12 protein-coding genes and 1 pseudogene are annotated in these 21,124 nt (G+C 41.1%); 3 read left to right on the forward strand and 10 right to left on the reverse strand.

What is annotated here, in order from left to right:
- The first annotated feature begins 19 nt into the window (after positions 1-19).
- Together MASE_RS16715 and MASE_RS16720 are read left to right on the forward strand one after the other, a co-directional pair.
- On the forward strand, positions 20-406 hold the full coding sequence (locus tag MASE_RS16715; protein WP_014950890.1) for a hypothetical protein: 387 nt from the start codon (positions 20-22) through the stop codon (positions 404-406).
- Positions 382-1,203 (forward strand): hypothetical protein, encoded by an 822-nt coding sequence (locus MASE_RS16720; RefSeq protein ID WP_014950891.1) that lies wholly within the window; start codon positions 382-384, stop codon positions 1,201-1,203. Before MASE_RS16715 ends, MASE_RS16720 begins: the two co-directional genes overlap by 25 nt.
- An 11-nt stretch (positions 1,204-1,214) precedes the next feature.
- Here MASE_RS16720 and MASE_RS20495 read toward each other — a convergent pair.
- The 3 genes and pseudogenes from MASE_RS20495 to MASE_RS16735 form a co-directional block, all read right to left on the reverse strand.
- Positions 1,215-1,574 (reverse strand): annotated as a pseudogene (locus tag MASE_RS20495) (CatB-related O-acetyltransferase); the annotation flags it as partial.
- Positions 1,575-2,175: 601 nt separating this feature from the next.
- Complete coding sequence (locus MASE_RS16730; protein WP_014950893.1) at positions 2,176-6,039, reverse strand: FG-GAP-like repeat-containing protein; 3,864 nt, start codon at positions 6,037-6,039, stop codon at positions 2,176-2,178.
- A complete protein-coding gene (locus tag MASE_RS16735; RefSeq protein WP_187289703.1) occupies positions 6,027-6,713 on the reverse strand; it encodes a COG1361 family protein in 687 nt (228 codons plus the stop codon). Before MASE_RS16735 ends, MASE_RS16730 begins: the two co-directional genes overlap by 13 nt.
- Positions 6,714-7,034: 321 nt before the next feature.
- Here MASE_RS16735 and MASE_RS16740 point away from each other — a divergent pair, with 321 nt between their 5' ends.
- A complete protein-coding gene (locus MASE_RS16740; protein WP_014950895.1) occupies positions 7,035-9,140 on the forward strand; it encodes a tetratricopeptide repeat protein in 2,106 nt (701 codons plus the stop codon).
- Between the two features lies 1 nt (position 9,141).
- On the opposite strand, the gene MASE_RS16745 is transcribed toward MASE_RS16740, so the two are convergent.
- From MASE_RS16745 to MASE_RS16775, 7 genes are all read right to left on the reverse strand, one after another.
- Positions 9,142-10,914, reverse strand: coding sequence for a sulfatase-like hydrolase/transferase (locus MASE_RS16745; RefSeq protein WP_014950896.1), 1,773 nt, complete (start codon positions 10,912-10,914; stop codon positions 9,142-9,144).
- An 18-nt stretch (positions 10,915-10,932) separates the two neighbouring features.
- Positions 10,933-13,008, reverse strand: a complete 2,076-nt coding sequence (locus tag MASE_RS16750) for an FG-GAP repeat domain-containing protein (protein WP_014950897.1) — start codon at positions 13,006-13,008, stop codon at positions 10,933-10,935.
- A gap of 70 nt (positions 13,009-13,078) precedes the next feature.
- Complete coding sequence (locus tag MASE_RS19850; protein ID WP_148275232.1) at positions 13,079-16,150, reverse strand: FG-GAP-like repeat-containing protein; 3,072 nt, start codon at positions 16,148-16,150, stop codon at positions 13,079-13,081.
- Between the two features lie 143 nt (positions 16,151-16,293).
- Positions 16,294-17,610 carry a glycosyltransferase family 2 protein gene (locus MASE_RS16760; protein WP_014950899.1) on the reverse strand — a complete coding sequence of 439 codons (1,317 nt, stop codon included), beginning with the start codon at positions 17,608-17,610 and terminating at the stop codon, positions 16,294-16,296.
- A gap of 62 nt (positions 17,611-17,672) precedes the next feature.
- Positions 17,673-18,251 carry a hypothetical protein gene (locus MASE_RS16765; RefSeq protein WP_014950900.1) on the reverse strand — a complete coding sequence of 193 codons (579 nt, stop codon included), beginning with the start codon at positions 18,249-18,251 and terminating at the stop codon, positions 17,673-17,675.
- A 116-nt stretch (positions 18,252-18,367) separates the two neighbouring features.
- Positions 18,368-18,637: a hypothetical protein gene (locus MASE_RS16770; RefSeq protein ID WP_014950901.1), complete on the reverse strand. Its 270-nt coding sequence runs from the start codon at positions 18,635-18,637 to the stop codon at positions 18,368-18,370.
- 21 nt (positions 18,638-18,658) lie between these two features.
- A complete protein-coding gene (locus MASE_RS16775) occupies positions 18,659-20,941 on the reverse strand; it encodes a glycosyltransferase family 2 protein (protein ID WP_014950902.1) in 2,283 nt (760 codons plus the stop codon).
- Positions 20,942-21,124: the final 183 nt, after the last annotated feature.

A 21,124-nucleotide genomic window follows, 5' to 3' on the forward strand; every position in this document is an offset into this window, starting at 1 on the left:
ATCAATCAGAGGCAATGTAATGAAAAATATTAGTTTTTTATTTTGCGCTTTTCTTAGTCGTTTTATAATTACGCTATTCTTAAGCTTTTTTACTATTACATCTGTAAACGCCTCAAACAAAGATGTGGCGATTTCTTCTTCCCCTTCACATCCAGCGAAAGGAATAAACTTTTTCTATTTAGACGGAAGAGATCAAGAAGATTTAGTCCAAATTGCCGAGAAACTTTTTCATGGTGACGATGCTTGTAAAGGAACGCGCCCAAATATTTCAAAGCGCTTCGAAAACACCTTGAAAAATATAAAAAAGCGGGTTTTGAATGGGTTCGGTTACTTATTAGTAAAGATTTTTATCAAATTTATGCCAATAGATGCGGCTTTGATATGGAAGAGATATACCCTGTTTTAGCCGATAAACATGTAAGTGTATTAACTAACCTAATAGAAAACATAGCCGAAGAAGACTTCAAGATAGAAGTTGTGCTGTCGGGTACAGAATGGTTTAAAGAGCCTGAAAATGACATTCTGTTTTTTGAGTCCATTTTGCTAGGTGTTCCGTCGCAACATATTAATATGGTAATGCTAGGCGGTGACGTACAACCAGCTAATGCAAAGTATCAGGCTGAGTGGTTAAAAAAAGTGCTTCCACACTTTTTAAATCATGAGCATGGTGTATTGAAGAAATTGAATTACCTATTTGATACCGTTACATATAGAAATACAAAGCAAGCAACAAGCTATGTAGCGTGGGTAACCCAAGAATTTCCGTCATTAAAATATCTGCCTGTAAACCTTTATAATCGCTCTCTTCCACCAGGCAGCGTGTGGCAAGAATATGCAAAAGTTCTTAACGAATACATGGATATATACCGCAGCGCCGGTCGTCCGCTTTGGATAGACGAATATGGCTTTAGGTTAAGTAACACTTCAGAGAAAGAAATTTACACAGAGGCAGACAGAGTCGAATATTTGAAAGGGTTTCATCACGCTCTGTTTTGCGCAAAACAACCACCTGCAGCGCATTTCATATGGACCGCAGGTAATGACAGATATAATACAAACCCTGCAAAAGACCATGACAGAACGCCTTTTGGTCTTTTTGAAGGCTATACCGATAACATGCCTGTCACCGGTGATGCTTGGAGTGAACTAAGTTTGTTTAACAAAGATTCGAGTTACTGTGAACGTTTAAAAGAACCTGATTGAGGCATCTAAATTTATTTAATAAAAGATGTTAACACAGCGTCATCCACTACCGTGGGTTGATATAGCTTGGCTTTACCGCTAAGAATGGCGCTTTCCGCCATTTCCACAAATGCTTCTATAGGAACATCTGCAGAAGCAGAAAGTAAGCCTTGCACTTCATAGTTCCACCATTTCATTTCCAATAGCTTTTCGATAACAGTTTGAGGGAAGCGATAGCGGATAACCTTCGCAGGAAGCCCCCCTACAATTGCATATGGCGGCACATCTTTAGTGACCAGTGCTTTTGCAGCAAGTATTGCACCATCTCCTATGGTAACTCCTCGTGCTATGGTCACATCTTCACCTATCCACACATCGTTCCCTATTGTTATACCCAGTCCATTTTTCGGTTCGGTATTATTTACTTGAAAGTTTTCGATTTCAGGATGATCGGCAAAGAACTGAGCATTCGTTATATTCTGGCGGTCGTAGGTTATATTCGCTGTAGTGAAGCGACTAATTGGATGGTCAATACCCATGACTGTCGTTCTAGCCCCTATTGAACAATATCTCCCTACTTTGGTGTTAATAGGGAATACACTGCGGGTAAAAGAAAAAGACCCCATAGAGAATAAGAAGCTGCCATTTAAAAAATTACAGTAAGGTTCAATGCGCCCATTTGAAGGAAACACTAACTGTTCATTTGGTCTGAACCTTCCTTGCACTTTGCAATTACCAAATGGCGTGAAATAAACACGGTGTTCGTTAAAATGAGCTAATAACTCGTCACTTACTGTTATTCTGTGGATCACTCGTTCGTCCCTTTCTTATAATTTATATTGGCTGGTTTTGCATGAAAGCAATGGACGAATAGTAAATAATAACGAATCACTTATACAGCGTTAAAGCATAAGAGATTGAAAGAAAAGCCACTCCTTAAAAAAGGAATGGCTTTATTCTACTTGCCAAACTACTTAAAAAAGTTAAGTAAGGCTATTTCGCAACCTGCCAAGTGTTGTCAGTGGGTCTCAATACTCCTCGACTTTTAACTGCAACACCATCCATTAGATGAACAATATTTCTGCTTGCAGCCTCGTTTCTCCAAAGCAGATCAGCTTTTCCATCTCCGTCGTAGTCGCCAATATTCTCAATTTGCCAATTAAGCTCTGCAACCTCGTTAATTAGCGTACTCGTTTCTATTTGGCCATCTTTCATCATGAAAGCCCAGTTTCTACCGTCTACTTGGTTTCTCATTATGATGTCAGCTGTTCCATCGCCGTCTAGGTCGCCGGTACCTGCGATATCCCAATCAGTATTTACGGTTATCAAGCTATATTGACTGTCTATTTCTCCAGCCTCCATTAACCAGATATAAATAAGGCCAGTATTTTTTCTACGCCAAATAACGTCTTCATCACCATCTCCGTCAACATCTCCTGTACCGACTACTTGGTAATTCAGGTCTGTTACCCACAATGAAGGCTTACTTGTGCCTATACGCCCGTTTTCCATCAAGTAGAACCAAGTATCGCCTCGCTCTACATTGCGCCACATAACATCTCCGATACCATCGGCGTTAAAGTCTCCATTTCCTACTAGCTGCCACGTGCCTGCTGTTACAAAATTAAGAACATAACGCTCTTTTATACTTGCACCATCCATTAAGTAGACAAAGTTCATGCCGGTATCGCTATTTCTCCAAAAGATGTCTGACTTTCCGTCACCGTCATAATCGCCTAGGCCATCCATCGTCCATGTATATTCCTGAACAACATTAATTGGCGTTGCTTCTGATATTTGCGTGCCGTCCATTGCCCACAAGAAGTTCCAACCTTTATTGAAACTGCGCCATAGTAAGTCTGCATTGCCGTCACCATCTACATCGAATTTAGTTGGCTTGTAACGTGATGGATCAAATGGGAACGCATCATCTTCATCATTTACCCCATCATTATCGTCATCTGGGTCGAGTAAGTCAGAGATAAAGTCCCCGTCGTTGTCCAGTGGTGTACTGCCGCTATCTGATGGGTCAGTGTTATTTCTAAACTCATCCCAATTTGTGTAACCGTCACCGTCAGCATCACCATCGCTATCGGCTAACAACCAGTTCATCGCGCCTAAATATCTAAGCTCCCACCAGTCAGGAATGTTGTCACCGTCGCTATCGTGATTAGGAGATGTAACAACGGCAGTGCCCGTAGGTATAACCGTTGAAATCGCCTGCATTAAAACAGGTGATGAGGTAGAACTTGCCACATAATTACCAATAAGTAACTTACCTGGAGGAAGGTTGTACCCCATGGAAAGTACGTAGTTTAAAGGTGATATGGCACCGCTGTTTAAGCTTCCTAATTCCCATCTGCCCCATTCACTACCATCACAAACACCTGAACATCCACCAGCAGTGGTACTGTTTGGATAGCTACTATATTGCGGCGCATTAGAAGTAACTCTAACTTCTGCAATTTGGGTAGGACTAGTGACTTCGAGATCAAGATTTACCGTGGCTGTCGACTCACTTGTTATCGGAGTCGTGTACACATTTTCAACATCTAGAACGAAAGGCACTTGGTTGTGTATAGCAGTAACAAGGTTGCTTCTGCTTACGCTATCAGCATTGTCCTCGCTAATTATTTCCGCCTCTATTTTCATTGTTTGGCCGTTAGTTACCGTAGAGTTCGCTTTCAAGCTAAAAGCTACCGCACCTGAATGACTGGCTTCTATCGTTCCTAAGGGCCAGTAGATTACATTGCCTATCTTTTCATTTACCCCCGTAGCGCTCTGATAACTGTATCCTTCAGGAATGGTTACCTTCAACAGGGCATTGGGATATGCGGTTGCGCTTGAATTACCATAGCTCACTTGAAAGCTTTGAATTTCATTCGCTTTTATTACACTTCGTTGCGAGGAAAGCACCATTTCTAACGGCAGTACAGCTGAGGTTAACAAAGATTGTCTAGCAGTTACTTGCAAGTCACCAGAAGCTTCTGTTGCATAAGCAATAATGTCTAAGGGCTCGCCCGATACTGCATTGGTTGTGTAAAAAGGAATAGATATAGTTCTAGACTCGCCAGCCTTTAGGGTATCTAAAATCCAGCGACCTCTTTCATGATAGTCACACGCTCCACTGCAGCCCGCTGAAATTCCGGGAGAGGGGCGTGAATGGTGCAAACGTGTTCCCGTTTGAATATGTAATTGCACATCTGAAATGTCTAAAGCGCCTTCGTTTGCGACCACGAACTTTTGGTAACTATATAGGTCTTGCTGGTGTAATGTGCTTGCTCGTGACGCTGTAACAGTTAACTTCACGTCTTCTTTAATTACTATGCTATCTGCAGAGCGTTGAACACGTTCAGTGCTATTGTATACCGCAGCTTCTAGTGAAATTGGCGTACCTTCAGTAAGCTCTGTATCCACGTCGAAGTACGCATAGTGCATACCTCCATCGCCAGGATTTACTGTTCCCAAATTCCATTGTAGCTGGCCATTTGCGATAAACGCACCGTCGCTCCCTGAAACAAAAGTAAGGTTTTCTGGAATAGGTAATTTCAACATAACGTCGGTGTACGCATCGCTACCTAATTGCCCGTACGTAATCTCGTAGCGCACACGCTCGCCTACAGCAACTTGTTGCTTATCTGAAACAAGTGATAACTGCATATCATTATCACTCTTAGCAACAAACGTAGGTTGTAGCGTTAAGTTATATGATTTCGTAGCATCGTCTACATGAAGCTGAATTTCTAAAGGCTCACCCTTTGTAATTTGATTGTAATAGATAGGAACAACAACAAAGCGTGACTCACCGGCGCCAATTACAGGAAATGTCCACCTTGCCCATTCACCAGAATCGCAAGCCCCTGAACAACCGCCTGTAATACCTGGCATAGGTAGTGTAAAGGCTGTTCTTGATGGCACCATCATAGATAAGTTGAGCTCACTGATGTCTAATGCACCTTTGTTAGCAACTAGCACTTTTACAAAGGTCAATTCACTTTCTTGGCTCATATCATTTTGTATAGTGGCAATAACGTCTAGGTTTAGCGTTCCATTAATAACAACAGAGTCTGTAGAGCGCTGAACCCAGTTCTCATCTTGAAGTATTGCTTCTGTTTTTACGATGTGACCGTTAGATAGAGGTGAAGAAGGCTTGATTTCTACGAACCGTGTTCCACCAATAGCAGGGTTTATTGTACCTAAACTCCACTCTACGTTTGAGCCAACTACCGCTCCACCGTCGCTACTTGAAACGTAATCAAATCCCTCGGGGATAGAAAAAAGCAACTTTATAGGCGTGTAAGCGCTAGTGGCTTGGTTTCCATAAGTAATTTGATACTTAATAGATTCGTTGTTGGCCGTAATTCCTTTAGTTGGAGAGATAATTAAATCGACTGTTGATTCGTTTGCGCGAATAACCGTAGGGCGCGTTCCTAGAAAGTATTCTCCGCTGCCCGTAAACACTTGAACTAAGCTTTCAATTGGCTCTCCAGAATCGGCATTGGTATTATAAATGGGCACAGTTATTACTTTCGACTCGCCAGCACCAATGGCTCCTAATTCCCACCGGCCCCACTCAGACGAGTCACATGCACCACTGCAACCACCATTTATGGAGGGCCTAGCCAGAGTATGTGCAGTTCCCGGCGCGACCATGGAAAAAAGGCTTACCCCGGGCACAGCCACACTGCTGTTATTACTAACAATATAACGCATCACATTATAAGATCCCTCTTGCCAATAATCATTATTAGCACTTACCGTTAAGCTTAATTGCGGCAAGTTACTTGTCACCACCGCATCTTCCGAAGTGGCAATAGCATTAGAGCCATTGAAAAACTGTGCACTTACTTCATCCACTTTGCCATTTGAAGACGAACCGGACTTTTCAAAGTAAATAGATACTTGTTACCAATATCTGGGTTCAATGCAGGTAAGGTCCATACGATTTTATTGTTGGAAACCGTGCCGTTATGAGAGGCAGACACAAAACTCATTCCAGCAGGAATATTCACTTCCATCGAAGGTGAGGCGATGCCCGTGTTACCCACATTTCCATAGGAGATCTCAAAATCCACATTCTCGTTGGCAGATACAACTTGTGAATTGGCAGCGACGTGCAGTGCGACAGATGGAGAGTTGTTGATTGTTGAAGGTTTTAGCACTTCGAGCGTATTGGACTGCCCTGAATACGTTACACTGGTTGTTAACGTGCGTTCGTCGCCAGTTGATAGGTTAGAAGAGTAAACAGGGAGCGTGACCACTTTAAAAGCGCCTGGGGCTAAGTCACCAAATTCCCATCTAGCAGTTTCTGTGTAATCACAAACGCCGCTACACCCGCCAGATATCGAGGGTAATGGATTCCTAAAAAATGTGTTTTCGCCAACGTTTACGTAAAGAGTAACGTCACTTTTTGTAGAGCTTGAATCATTTGAAATAATTATCTTGTGGTAGACGTAACCACCTGTTGAAGCTTTGTCAGTTGTTTTTGTAACGCTTAATGTCATGGCACTTGCCATTGACGATATCATCATCAAGAAAGCGCTATAAAATAATATAGCTATGTTTATTTTAGGTTTGTAGTTACCGCAGTCCATGTGTCACCCGCCTTAATATTGCATTGAATTTGATTATTAATCGGAATTTAAGGGAAACTTAGAATTGAGCCGAGCTAGCCCTCTCACCTAGAAGATTTCCCTCTCTGTAAAATGAGCGGGTAACTACCAAAAGCACACCTGCTCACTTTTCAAACAATACAGTTTTTGATACTTTAAGGAATACGTAGTTAGCAGTACTTAGCCGTAAATAAAGACATTTAAGAATTTCTGTAATGCCAGTAGAAAAGGATTTGAGAAATGGCTACAAGAAAGCGGGTTAGAGGTGTTATCGCGTCACGAAATAAACTTGAAGTAGCAATGCTTAATGCAGGCATTCGTTCTCAGTCTGAACTTGCCAAGCTTATTGCAGAAAAAGAAAACATCAACTCCCCTCCTAGAGACCTGGTTAATAGAACTTTTCGTCAAACAAGAGTTTCTCACCAAACTATTACTCGCATCGCCACTGTTCTGGATGTCCCCCCTCATTCGCTATTTCTTACTCAAGATGAGTTAGAGTCTGAGGAGGAATTAAACCCAGTGACGGTGACTGAAGAGGCTATTCATAACGATAAATCAGAACCTCTAAGTAAAGATTTAGAAGACGATTTAGATACCTCCGAAGAAAACGTACATGAAAACCTAATTCCACCTTCCCCTCCGCCAACTTCTCCAACAACTGCAGTTAAAACTCCAAGAAACGCAGGAACGCTACGTCACACTTATATCGTGGCTTTTTTTATTATCTCTGCCGCACTTATTTCGTTAACTTCACTCTGGAATCCTAGCGAAAATACCGTCGATTCAGTTACAACGCCTTTAGCGAAAGTACAGTCATTAATGATCATAAAAGGAACCAGCGAATTAGAAAAAGAGCTTGCTAGAAAATTGACCAAAAGGCTAAAGAAAGGCTTCACAATATCCTCCGTTTCTATATCTGACATTGCAGCGAATGACTCGCCATATTCGTTAGCCGAGAACTATAATGTTGATTTAGTCATCTCATTAGAATTGGTTGAAAAGGGTATATTTAAGGCGCTTTTGGGCTTCGCTTACACCACTGCAAACAAAACTTTGCTCGCATCTTTGATAGACAGCGAAACTATCGTTACAGAAAAAACTATTGATAAATCCTCTGCCAAACTAGAAAGCGCCCTAAAACAGTATTTAGCTGCACCTGAATACTCTTATAAGGGATTAGACGAAACTAATGCGAAGAACTATGTTTCTAGTCAAGCATTGCTTCACAAAGGCCTAAACGAAGGTAATGTTAACGCTGCTCTTGAGAAGACTCACCTTATATTAGCTGCTGCGCCAAAAAATCCATTGGTCTTAGCTCAACTTTGTAATTTGTATGCTCAAAAGATGTATTTAACAGCGGATGACAACTATTTAGTACACGCCACCGATGCTTGCAACCGGGCTAGCGAGCAAGCCAAAGATAAACCGGAAGTGTTATTTTCATTGGCACAAAAAAGTCGTCGAGAGAACGACATCGAGTCTGCAATCGCTTATTACTTAGAAGTTTTAAAAGTAAGTCCTAATTATTCTTCCGCATATGTAGGCCTTACAGAGAGTTACTTAAAGAAATTTTTGATGACTAAAGATTCTGAAGCCATGTCGTTAGCTAAAGAAAATATTGTTAAAGCAAGTAGATTGGCCCACAACGATTGGATGATTCCATTCATTGAAGCCCGCTTACATTATTACGAAGGTAACGCTTCACTTGCCTTAAAAAAATTCGAAGAGAGTAAAGATATTGAGGTCACTCAAAACGTTTTAGGTAACTTAGGCAGTATTTATTTTTGCAACGGAAACATTGAGGCCGCCTTTCAAAACTATAAAGCAATGGAACACGAATTTGGAGCCTCCAACATTTCAGACCACCTATTAGCAACCGCCAGCTTTTACATGCAGAAATACGACGACGCTATAGAATACAATCTAAAAAGCCTTGAAGCTATGGCAGACTCAAATAGTAATGGCCTTTATCCAATTTGGATTAATTTGGGAGATTCATATTTAGCTAAGGGTATGAAACAAGAAGCAATGGGTGCCTATGAACAAGCGGTTAAGATTTCACAAAGATCTGACCAAAACACCACGGTGATAGTTGATCAGTTATACGCTTACCTTCACATTTCCAGAATCAATCATACGTTTGAAACAGAATCGGTAAAGATGGGAATTCGTGACGAGTTAAGCAGCATTGAAAGCCAAGTTTCCGACCCTGGAGCGAAGTTTCGTTCAATGGTCATATGGGCTTATTTAGGAGAAAAAGAGAAAGCGCGCAGCATTCAAAAAGTGCTTACTGCGCAATGTAAAGGTCTAGCTAAATATCCAGGGGTGGAAAAGATTCTAAATTGAGCTACGGCTCTAGGTAGTACTCTAGCCACTCGCGTTCCGAGGAATTAAGCTTACTTTGCTCAGGTTGCCGTAACATTTCTTTGTTCCACTGCTCGTAAAGTTTTTTCAACTCTTCGGCTTTAACTGGCATCATTGATATTAAGTTATTTTGGTTAGATTCTTCCTTGGTTAAGTCAAACAAGAATTCGTGTTCTGAACCCATTTTTAAATACTTGTAATTGCCCAGGCGAACTGCCGACTGATTCCAAAACCGCCAAAACAGAGGGCGGTTCGCAAGCCCACTGATATCAGAACCTTGGGTAGGAAAAATATCAACTCCGTCTAGTTCCGATAACGTGCTCTCGGCTGCTCCTGCTGCTTTTATCGCTGAATATAGAACATCTAAACTTATTACTGGTTCTTCTATGACGGTATTACCTTGAATTTCATTTGGCCACTGAATAATAAAGGGTACTTTAATCCCCCCATCTGTAAGCATTCCTTTTTCACCAAGCAGAGGGGTATTGAGTGAGCCATTCCACGCCTCGTTTTCAGAAACTGGTGCATCAGTAAAGTCAAGGCCTACAGGTGCACCATTATCACTAATAAAAGTAATTATCGTATTTTCTAATATACCGTGCTTTTCAAGCTGCGAAACTATTTGACCTACACCAGTATCCACAGCATACATCATCGCCAGCGCGTACCTACGACGAACAGAATCATTCTCTGGGAATAGTGATAAATAGTCATCTGTAGCCGCTAGAGGAACATGGGGTGCGTAATGAGCAACGTGAAGATAAAACGGTTCGTCGTAGTTCATCTCTATGAACTGAGTAGCTGCATCTGATACAACATCAAGTCTGTAGTCAGTGTTATTTACCCACCCTAACTTCGTTTCATTACCTTTTAAATCAAAGTTAGCCCAATATCGGTTTGCATAACCGAAATAATTATATTGATAACCCATAGAGGAAGGGTAAAACTGTTCTTTAACGGACGAGGGTAACTTCCCTGGGTTGAACTGTTCAATGGGCGTATTTGGGTAGTTTTCTCTGAACCATGGCTTTGAATTTTGATCGATCTCTAAATGCCATTTTCCTACTAACCCCGTAGTATATCCAAGTTCAGAAAATCGTTGACCCATAGTGACAACGTTGTTTGGTATGGGGGTATACCGGTTGTCGTCCACACCGAAACGTTGTTGATAAACACCTGTTATCATTGCGGCTCGAGATGGAGTACATTGGGGCGCTGTTATATATCCGTTCGTAAATAACGCCCCCCTAGCAGCAAGTTTATCTATATTAGGGGTTTCAATATCGTTAACAATATTATGAGCACCTACATCGGCGTATCCCTGATCATCGGTAAAAACAACGACTAAATTAGGCTTGGAAGGAACTATTAGAGTCTTAGCATCTATACTAAATTCAACGCCAGACTCTGTTAGTAATTTAGCTGTAATGGTAAGAGGTGTTCGCTTTCTTACTTGTGGAGCGACAAAACTAAAAACACCTTCACCCGTTTTTTGTATATTGGGAGTAATAGTTAAGGAAGAGCTCCACGACTGCACTGTAAGATTTGGTGCGCCATTACTCTTCGTTGATGCCAAAGTCAGATTGATGCTCTGGTCAGATTTGATTTCTACAGGTAAGGTAAAAGAATACGAGTCCTTTAAGTCTTGTTGACTAGACGAATCATTAGAGAGATTACTCTCTGAATCACCGCCTCCGCATGAGATAATTGCTACTAATGCAACGACTAATAACCCACAACTTTTGATGACTGCCATAAATATCCCTAATGACTACTACTTTGCTACTTGCCAATTATTATCTGTTGGCCTCAAAACACCGCGACTTTTAACTGCTGTGCCATCCATCAAATGAACGAGGTTTCTACCAGCAGTTTTGTTTCTCCAAAGAAAATCTACCTTACCATCTCCGTCATAATCACCCATATTACTGATTTGCCAACTAAGGTCTGAAACTTGATTTATGAGTGAGCTCGTTAACACTTGCCCGCTGTTCATCATATATACCCAGTTTCTTCCATCAACCTGGTTTCTCATTATTATGTCGTCTGTTTCATCGCCATTTAAATCCCCCGCGCCGACAATTTCCCAGTTCAGGCTTACTACTCTTAAACTATATTTTGAAGCAATACTTCCATTTTCCATTATCCAAATATAAATAAGACCAGTGTTGAGCTGACGCCAAATGATGTCATCATCTCCGTCCCCATCTATATCTCCAGTCACTGCTACTTTGAAATTTAAGTCCGTCACCCAAAGTGAGGGCTTACTTGTTGCAATAAGACCATTTCCCATCAAGTAAAACCACGTGTCTCCACGTTCAACATTTCTCCACATGACGTCACCTACGCCATCTCCATTGAAATCTCCGTTTCCTACTAACTGCCATGTTTCTGCTGTGACGAAATTGAGAACATAGCGATTTTTAATGCTCGCGCCATTCATCAGATAAACGAAATTCATTCCAGATTCGCTGTCTCGCCAAAAAATATCTGACTTTCCATCACCGTCGTAATCGCCTAATCCATCCATTGCCCACGTGTATTCTTGTACTACGTTAATCGGAGAAGCTTTAGCAACTGAAGTGCCATCCATTGTCCATAAGAAGTTCCAACCTTTAGCGAAGCTGCGCCAAAGAAGATCTGACTTGCCATCAGCGTTTACGTCTTGATTAGATGCACTCCTAATAACGGTAAAGCGGTCATCGTAACCTTCACCAGGACCGAATGTATCCCAGCTATTGTGGGAAAGGTCTGATAAAGGGAACAGGTTTATTCTCCACGGGCCGCCGGTAATCTTTTTAGGGAGGGTTATAATGGCTTGCCAGGTTCCGTCGTAAATATCACCATCAATCAAAGAAACACTGGCAAAACCAGAAGTTGCATCATTAATCAAACTAGAAGCACTCAGTAATGGCGTCTCCAAGCCCGAATCGACGTCTCTTAAGTGCATAGTAACTGAGATTGTATCGGCTCCCTGTGTAACGTTTGCTACGCGTTTATCAACCGAAAAACTTAGAAGCTCTGGCGGAGTTTTATCATCATTTTGAGAAATGACCTCAAAGGTAGAGCTAAATTCCTCACCAGGGCCAAAACCAGTAGAGTTTCCTGCTTCGTCACTTAGAGGAAACAATACTACTTCCCACGATCCCTCTTGCGAATTTTTTGGAATTGTTAGTACAGCTTGCCAAATACCATCGTTTTTGTTTCCCGACAAAAGTGAAACATTCGCAAACCCTGCTGAAGCGTCGCCGTCTATACTTCTAGCGGTAACTTTCGGTGTTTCAACCCCAGTTCCAGTATCGGTAACCCTCATTCTTACCGATAAATTAGCTGCACTTTCAAACACATTTACAGAAGTGCTTGATAATGAAAACTCTTGTAGCTTAGGTGCGGTATCGTCTGTGGTGTTGGAAATAACGGTGAAAGAAGCGTCATACTCATCTCCCGGTCCAAACCGTCCCCATGAATTAAATACTAGGTCAGATACCGGAAAAATGGTTACTTTCCACTGGCCAGAAGGAGAGCCAGCACTGACCGTGATAATTGCCTTCCAAACTCCATCTTCAATACTTCCAGAATGAAGTGACACTTCCGCAAAACCTGTAGAGCCTTCATTATCAATGCCGCTAGCTGATACAAGAGGTGCTTCAACTCCACTTGGGTCTTTTAAACCAATAAACACTTCCACTGTTTGGGATGCAGTAGTGACATCAACAATTCGAGAGGTTAACGAAAAAGATGTGAGCTCCGGAGGTTCTAAATCTTCAGCCCATGAGGAAACCGCCAAAAAATTAAAAAATAAACATACCGACAGTATTTTATATATTTCCTTTGCTCTAGCGCGTTTCACTACGGTCACTTCCTTGTACATTGAGTTTTCGAAAGATTAAAAAAGAGAGCATATGCTCTCTTTTTAACGTTTATTTAGCGACTTGCCAAGAATTATCAGTAGGCCTTAATACTCCACGACTTTTCACCGAAGTACCATTCATTAGATGAATTATATTCCTACTTGCAGTTTCATTTCTCCATAAAAGGTCAGCTTTTCCATCTCCGTCGTAGTCACCAATATTTCCAATTTGCCAATCTAGGTCAGCAACCTCGTTGATTAACGTACTTGTTGATATTTGACCTTCTTTCATGATGTAAGCCCAGTTTCTTCCATCAACTTGGTTTCTCAGGATAATGTCGTCGGTGCCATCGCCGTCTAAATCACCAGCACCTGCGATTTCCCAATCGGTATTAACTATTATTAAGCTGAATTGTGAAGCGATTTTTCCACCATCCATCAACCAAACATAAATACGACCTGTGTTTGTTCTACGCCATATGACATCTTCGTCGCCATCCCCGTCGATATCACCGGTTGTTGCTACTTTGTAATTAAGATCGGTTACCCATTGTGAAGGTTCACTAGAACCTATACGCCCATCTTCCATCAGATAAAACCAAGTGTCTCCGCGTTCTACATTGCGCCACATTACATCGCCAATGCCATCTCCGTTAAAGTCTCCATTACCTACGATCTGCCAAGTTCCAGCGGTCACAAAATTCAATACGTAACGGCTTTTAATGCTTGCACCATCCATTAGATAGACGAAGTTCATGCCTGTTTCGCTGTTTCTCCAAAGAATGTCAGATTTACCATCACCGTCATAATCACCAAGACCATCCATTGTCCACGTATATTCTTGAACGACATTAATTGGAGTCGCTGCTGCAGTTTGTACTCCATCCATTGTCCACAAGAAGTTCCAGCCTTTATCAAAGCTACGCCATAATAAATCTGATTTACCATCTGCGTTCAAGTCATTTACAGGAGCGTAGGTATTTAACTGCTGTGCAGACCAATTAGCTGAATTAAATGGAATATCGCCGTCTCTATAATCATCTCCAAGCTCGGGAATACCTGCCCATGCCCAAACTATACAATCGCCATTTTCATCGGGTTGGATGCAAGCTAGAGTTTCGAAATCTAAATAAGGTGAAATTAAGAAACCTCCGTCCACGCCAAATGAGCAATCACCACCGTTTTCACTAAATGTGAAGCCTTGTACACATACCCAGAAGTCTAGTACATCACCAGACAAGCTCATTCTCGCCGCATATGCTGGATTTGCCGCTCTAATAGCTAAGTCACTCGTTATTGTATAATCTACGCCGGCTAAAGAAGCACTCACTACATTAGCGATGATAACCGTATCGTTATCATCTAACAGCGTTCCCTCTACAACAGCCGTTAGTTCGTGACCCGCGGTTCCTCTAGTATTACCGTCAAACGTATAGGTAAATGTGAATAGTTGAGTTGTAGAATCTGTTCTTAGGTTATCCAGAGGGAAGTCGTCTGAAACGTCTGGAACACCATCGCCATCCGTGTCAGATTTTGTTGGATCGGTTCCTAAATTAAATTCTTCAAGGTTAGTTAACCCATCGTTATCCGCATCTTGATCCGCATCGTTACTATTTAGATGGTTTAGGCCATAACGTTCTTCGAAGTAATCTTCCATGCCGTCGTTATCATCGTCACTATCATCTGAGTCAGATATTCCATCACCATCGTTGTCGCTATTAAAGCCGCCAGCTGCGTATTCTTCTTTGTATTGACTAAGGTCAATTAGCTCCAGATAGTTGATACGTGGGGCGATGAAAACACCACTTGTTCCGTCGAACACGTCTTCGTAGGTACTATATTCCAAGACAAAGGTAAGTCCATTTTCATTTGTTGTCAGTGGAATCCAATTTCTTTCCCTTATTGCATAACTTGCTTCAAAGTTTAATGAGACTTTCTCTTCGTGGTTTGTCCATGTCCATCCTGAACTCCCCATTTGAATAGCATTATTATTACAAGAAATACCCCTATTGAGTGAGCCTTCATTGCTAAATGAATATGCAAACAGCATTTCACAAACAGGCCAACCGTTTTCGTTTGTTTGCGCTTCTACGCGGCCATTAATGTTCGCGTTGTAAACAAAGGGAAAGTTTGACGCAAGTCTTTGACCAAAGTTTTTAGCCGAGCCATCAATCGCAACAAGCTCGCGAGCAAAGCGATACGTTTCTCCATCAGCGCTAACCTCAACGAGAACAGTCCACACCGACTCATTCACTTTTTGGATAGGAGTAATGATAAATAAAACATCGTTCATATTTATCAAAATCTCTTTACTATTGAGTTCAGCGGTATATGGGTCTTCTAATACTTGACTTAATGACGTTGTGGGCTCGCTTGATAACATGAATATGTCATGCACAATAGAATTTTGCTTATCGCCGAATTGGAAGTCGACTTCATCAACAACAGGAACAGCAACATATTCGTCCTCTAAGGTGTCGAACGTGCTCCCTCGCTCTTCTATGCCAAATTCAAAACGAATATCATCGAACGAATTAGTTGAAAACGAGGAAACTTCCGACTCACCTTGCCAACCACCTTCTATTCCGTTGACAACATGCTCGGGGATATAGAGTACTTCTTCTAACGTAACGCTGGCGATAACGTCGAAGTAACCTTCTGCTGAGTTAGAAATAGTGTACACAACGTTGTCAGTTACGCTTGTCCACTGTAAAGATGGCGTTTGCGCTATCAAGCCTTGTTCAAAAGCTGCAATAAGCTGGTCGGCAACTACATCTCCCCACCGATCACGATATGTATTACTGTAAACGTCATGCATTTGGAAAGAAGTACTTCCATGAGACTTATCTGGATAAGTCTGGGTAAGCTGATTTCCGCCTGCTGAAAACAAAACATTGTAAGAGGGAACAACTTGCGTTTGCGTATAATCAGAAAAGCTCCATGTACCAGAGTCTGATTTAACTAATATCCCTTCTACTAGAATACCGTATTCATCAAGGGTGCTTTTATCAACCGATAAAATTAACGATTCGTTGTTTAGTAACTCTTCGAAAGTCTGGTAATTTGCGCTATTTACATTAGTGGAAGTAAAAATGAGTGCGAACAGGCAACACTGGGCGAGCAACATGCGTATGCAATTCATAAGGCGTCCTTGTCATTAAATTAACACTAAGATCTGTTTTAGGATTATATTAACCTTTAACCTAGTACGAGGCGGTTAAAATTTCAACAGAATATTGAACAAATATCGCTCTGAATCCATGACAGTTTTTGTATCGCTACCGCTTAATGACTAATGAAATTTATTTCTTCTAGAAATTCTTGCCTTTCTTTTTTATCAAGCCATGCTTCACGCTTGTGAGACTCTTTGCTTATTTTCTTTTTAAGCTCTCTATTTTTTTCAAGCTGCTCAGGGTTTTTAAAGGTTGGCGCATCATCAGAATTTAACCCGGTGTTAATTGCCGGATAAACCCATTGTTTTTCCATAGAGCCGTTATATCCTTGACGAATAAACCTTTCAGTCCACTCTACATGCCCCGCACCATAACCACTAAACCTTGGATCAAGGTATCCAACGTTATTCATTGCATCTTTGCTACAAGCAGTACACTGCCCTGTAACTAATTTGCATAGATACGGTGAAGTACTTAACCCTGTACCAGAAACCACAGCCCCTTCTTTTTTTATAATGCGTTTGTGAGCGTAATTAATATGTCCCCACAGAAGTGCTGCAATCACCCATTCTTTCTGCCAGTCTTCTTTATTTGGCCGACAGTCGTCCTCTAGCAGAATTAAAACATCAACTTTTTTGACTTCGTTAAGGTAATACAGGGCTCTGTTTTTGTTTCGAACAACGCCTTTATTCGCACAACTAGTGTGAGGTACATTGTTTTGTTCACACCACTCTACTGTTTCGTCTTTACTGCCGTCATCAGCTACAACAAGTTGATAATCACCTGTAGTGAAGGCTTTTATGGCTTCGACCGTTTTTGCTAAATGGTCTTTTCTGTTAAAGGTAATAACCCCGATCCCCACATTGAGCGTTGCTATATATTCGTCTGTAATGGAGTCAAACAATTCAGATATTACAGGCCCTTCTGGACGAAGTATTTTAGCTCTTGCTATTAACCAAAAACTTGTACACTTGTTGACCTTTCTAAATAGTATTGCTAAATCTCTGAAGACCTCGGGGGCTAGATTTACATTCATTATGAAATGACTGACAGGGAAATCTGCATGGTTCAGAATAAGGGTGGCGAGCGTAATAATATCGGTATGCGCTGAATAGTGCTCAACCAACTCTTTTGCATTGTCCAATGAAATGCTAACCTCTGCCTGAGACACGCACTTAAGTGAATGATCTTTAGAAGCAAAGCATTTCACAAAGGATTTATTGCCTTTTTCCAACTGGCTCTGAATAAAAGTAATCTCACTTTCTGTTAAGCTAAAATTATTGTTTTTGAAGTGCAGTTCACTTGTAACAGCATCAGAATTATCAACTTTATTTTTTCTTGGCATTACAGCATTTAAAAAGCGTTTAGCTCTTTGCTTCGCAACACCTGTTGCCTTGCGGATACCTGAATTTTGTGAACATTTTTTCATTATAAAACTGCTTTCTTAAGTCGGACGACATCAATGTCAAATATGTTTAATAACTGCTATTTTTAGTAAACTATATCTTCAAAAAGAATAGTTTGTGTCTGCTTTTCCCTGACTTTTACTGTTTGACCTTTTTTAAAAGAAGCCGGATATTTATATGCTTTCCCAACGAAACCGTCGCGATGAATGTGCCTTTCAGCCGCTAGCGGTCTATAGTCAGCCAACTTCACCTCATCAACAACAATATCATCTAACAAAATTTCCGCAGCCAAGGCGTCTTCTTGCTCATAACAACAGCCCCAAATATTAAACTGCATTCCTTTGTCCTTCGGTGCAACGTGTAGTTCACCAAATCTAATCAAAGGAAGACCTTGCTCTACAAAGGACAGATGCAGTTCAAAGCGCTTCAACGCATATTCGTACAAAGCAAAGTCTTGATGGTTCATTTTGCGGATTAGAGACAGCTCATCTTCGCTTAGTACATAAGCGCCGGAAGACTTTGCTGAGTTTTTATTTATGTCTAATACTTTGACGTCCGTCTCATAATACTTATTAAACAGCGCAATTGATTCGTCATAACGCTCAGTGATACCAATAAAACCTAACGCATCTGGCCAAACTCCATTCAATGCCTTCGACTGCATATTGGCAAAGCGATTTTCCTTAATAAAGTCAGCAAAGCTTCCTTCATAACCGTGAAGCCTAGAAAAGTGCTCGTAGTGAGAGCGTACTTGCTGTGCAGGATGACGAACAAAGGTAACTACACTTTTGGGTGGAAAAATGGTGCATATTTTGGATATATAACATGCCCAGACAAAAATTTAGCATTCTGTTTTATAGTCTTGGCCGCTAAATATCTATCCTTTAATTCATATTCATATTTTATTATATCGGGATGGGTTTCTTGATTAGCCTGACCATAATCATAGTAGGTTGAATCAGAACCGAAGTACTTTTCTGCAGCTACTCGGAAACTAGATCCAGCGGTTTTTGGGATATGGATAAAAAATAATGGAAAATTGTTTTTCATAATACTTCTAAAATTCAGTTACTATTTAAGCGAAAAGTTTTCATGCGTGTTGGATAGATTAGGGTTATAAGCTGTGTCATTGCACAAAAGCTTGTTCCATTTATCCTTCATATACTCACTTTCTTTATTAAATCGCGCCACCTTCTCTGGCGTATCTTCTTCACCGCGGCTTATCGACTCGTGATGGTAAAGCTCGGCCCATGGTGTGAATAAGTTTCGGTAACCTGCGGTATGAACTTTTAAGCAAAAATCCACATCATTAAATGCTACTGTTAAGTCTTGCTCGTTTAATCCGCCAACTTCTTCAAACACAGACTTACGGACTAGTAAGCATGCTGCTGTAACTGCGGACATATTTTGGACAAGATGAAGGCGCGTAAAATAACCAGGTTCGCTTTTATGGAAATATTTGTGAGAGTGACCAGCTACCCCGCCAATGCCCAGTATTACACCAGCGTGTTGGATAGTATCGTTAGGGTAGTAAAGCTTCGCACCTACACAGCCAATTTCAGGCCTTAGAGCATGCGACATCATCTCTGATAGCCATTCTTCGTTTATAACTTCAATATCGTTGTTAATTAAGCCAACTACTTCACCTTGGGCTTGCGAAACTGCAAAATTGTTAATCGCAGAATAGTTAAACGGCTTGTCCCATTTCAAGACTCTGAAATTAGCTTTGGTACTAGTGTACTCACTGAAGAGACCCAATGTTTTATCACAGGTCGTTTGGTTATCTACAACAATAATTTCGAAGTTCTTGTATGACGTCTTGTCGTAAATAGACTCTAGACACTGCTTTAAAATGTCATAACCATCCCTTGTAGGAATGACCAAGCTAACGAGTGGTTGCTCATCTGGCAGCGCCCAATTAACTTTATACGTATTTGGGTACTTACCTTTCTCGACTGAAGCATTCTGGCCTGATTGGTCAAGAAAGTACTTTATAGCTTCAATGCCCGCATCGGTCGTATAAGACTTAGCTGAAGCATTCGAGGCTGTTGAGTTCTCAATAACACGCCAGTGATAAAGAATGAAAGGTAAATGTACAACTTCATCATGATTAAGGCCGGCAGTCGCTCGTAAAAGTAAATCGTGATCTTGCGAACCTTCCACACCTACCCTAAATCCACCTATCTTTTTAAGCACACTTGTTTTGTACACTACGGGGTGACATATGTAGTTTTGGCTTAATAGTAAATCAGGGTTCCAACCAGGTTTAAAGTGAGGCTGATGGCGATTGCCCTGTTCATCTATTTTATCTTCGTCCCCATAGAGCATTTTCGCCTTTGTGTTATCTGTTATAGCTTTCGCAAAAAAGGATAACGTGTGCGCAGGTAACGTATCGTCATGATCAAGCAATAAAACGTAATCACTAGTTACCATGCTCAAAGCGGTGTTACTTGCTTTAGATATATGCCCGTTTTCGCTCAGCAAGTTCAGTTTTATATTGGCGTGCTTTTGTGCGTACGACTCTAATGTGCTGATAGTGTCGACGTTGGTCGATGCATCATCGGCAATACATAGTTCCCAATTTTTGTGAGTTTGCTGTAGAACAGAGTCGATACACTCTTTTAAATAAATGGGGTCAGTATTGTAAGTAGGAAGGATAATAGAAAATTTCACTTCAGATTGCGCTTGAGTGAAGGTTTGCTGCATTTTCTGTAGCGCGCGCGGCTCGTCAAACTCTACCCAAAACGGATAGCTTTTTTCCATAACTCCTGTGGTAAAGGTTTTATTGTATTCTTCGTATACTGTTTCTATTAACGTTCCACCGTTTAGCTTAGAGTTTGTATCAAGGTATTCTTCTACATCATCGACGTGGCTGAGCAGCTTATACAATCGCTGTTTCATATGTCGCATCGCAATGAAAGACGGTACCTTCGAAATCATGAAAGTATTCATGGTGAACTCGGTTTCTGTCTCACAGGGGTCAAAGCGAAGCATGCTATTGTTACTTTCAAGATAGAAAAGGCGGTTCACGAATTTGGTGCTGTGCCAAGGTACGTTAACGGTGGCTAGTTCGCCTTTGTGTAAGTTGGAGTACAGCTTTCCAACATGCGACTGATGATTTTTTTCAGTTATTTTTACGCGAAGAAGATACCAGCCTTTTGAAAAGTTTCGTGAAGGTATTCGGCGAGCAGGATGAATAATAAACTGTGGGTCATCACCGGTTGTCACCCAGCTTGAGCCATTATTTTCAGACGTGGTTTCAGTCAACTGGTGGTGAGGGACAATGATTAACTTTTTGGCTAGCCGATATGCTAATCGTTTGAGATTAGATGGCTTTAGTACTTTTGATAACAAAATGCGTAAACACCCTATTCCTATGCAATGCTAAACTGCTTTCCTTAATATTGCATGGTTCAGCTAATGAGCATGCAAACCAGCTATTGTCGCTAATAATAACCTATTTCAAATAGTGGCAACATAGGATATTCGTCATTTTCACTTTTAGAGAGTGCTCTGGATAAGAAAAAAGCACCTTAC

The sequence above is a fragment of the Alteromonas macleodii ATCC 27126 genome (assembly GCF_000172635.2).
In the GTDB taxonomy this organism is placed as follows: domain Bacteria; phylum Pseudomonadota; class Gammaproteobacteria; order Enterobacterales; family Alteromonadaceae; genus Alteromonas; species Alteromonas macleodii.

Bases quoted from the DNA above. Each gene is read 5' to 3' on its own strand.
- MASE_RS16715 (WP_014950890.1), top strand. From the start codon at position 20: ATGAAAAATATTAGTTTTTTATTTTGCGCTTTTCTTAGTCGTTTTATA.
- MASE_RS16765 (WP_014950900.1), bottom strand. From the start codon at position 18,251: ATGCAGTCGAAGGCATTGAATGGAGTTTGGCCAGATGCGTTAGGTTTT.
- MASE_RS16740 (WP_014950895.1), top strand. From the start codon at position 7,035: ATGGCTACAAGAAAGCGGGTTAGAGGTGTTATCGCGTCACGAAATAAA.
- MASE_RS16760 (WP_014950899.1), bottom strand. From the start codon at position 17,610: ATGAAAAAATGTTCACAAAATTCAGGTATCCGCAAGGCAACAGGTGTT.
- MASE_RS19850 (WP_148275232.1), bottom strand. From the start codon at position 16,150: ATGAATTGCATACGCATGTTGCTCGCCCAGTGTTGCCTGTTCGCACTC.
- MASE_RS16720 (WP_014950891.1), top strand. From the start codon at position 382: ATGGAAGAGATATACCCTGTTTTAGCCGATAAACATGTAAGTGTATTA.
- MASE_RS16745 (WP_014950896.1), bottom strand. From the start codon at position 10,914: ATGGCAGTCATCAAAAGTTGTGGGTTATTAGTCGTTGCATTAGTAGCA.
- MASE_RS16770 (WP_014950901.1), bottom strand. From the start codon at position 18,637: ATGAAAAACAATTTTCCATTATTTTTTATCCATATCCCAAAAACCGCT.
- MASE_RS16735 (WP_187289703.1), bottom strand. From the start codon at position 6,713: ATGATGATATCGTCAATGGCAAGTGCCATGACATTAAGCGTTACAAAA.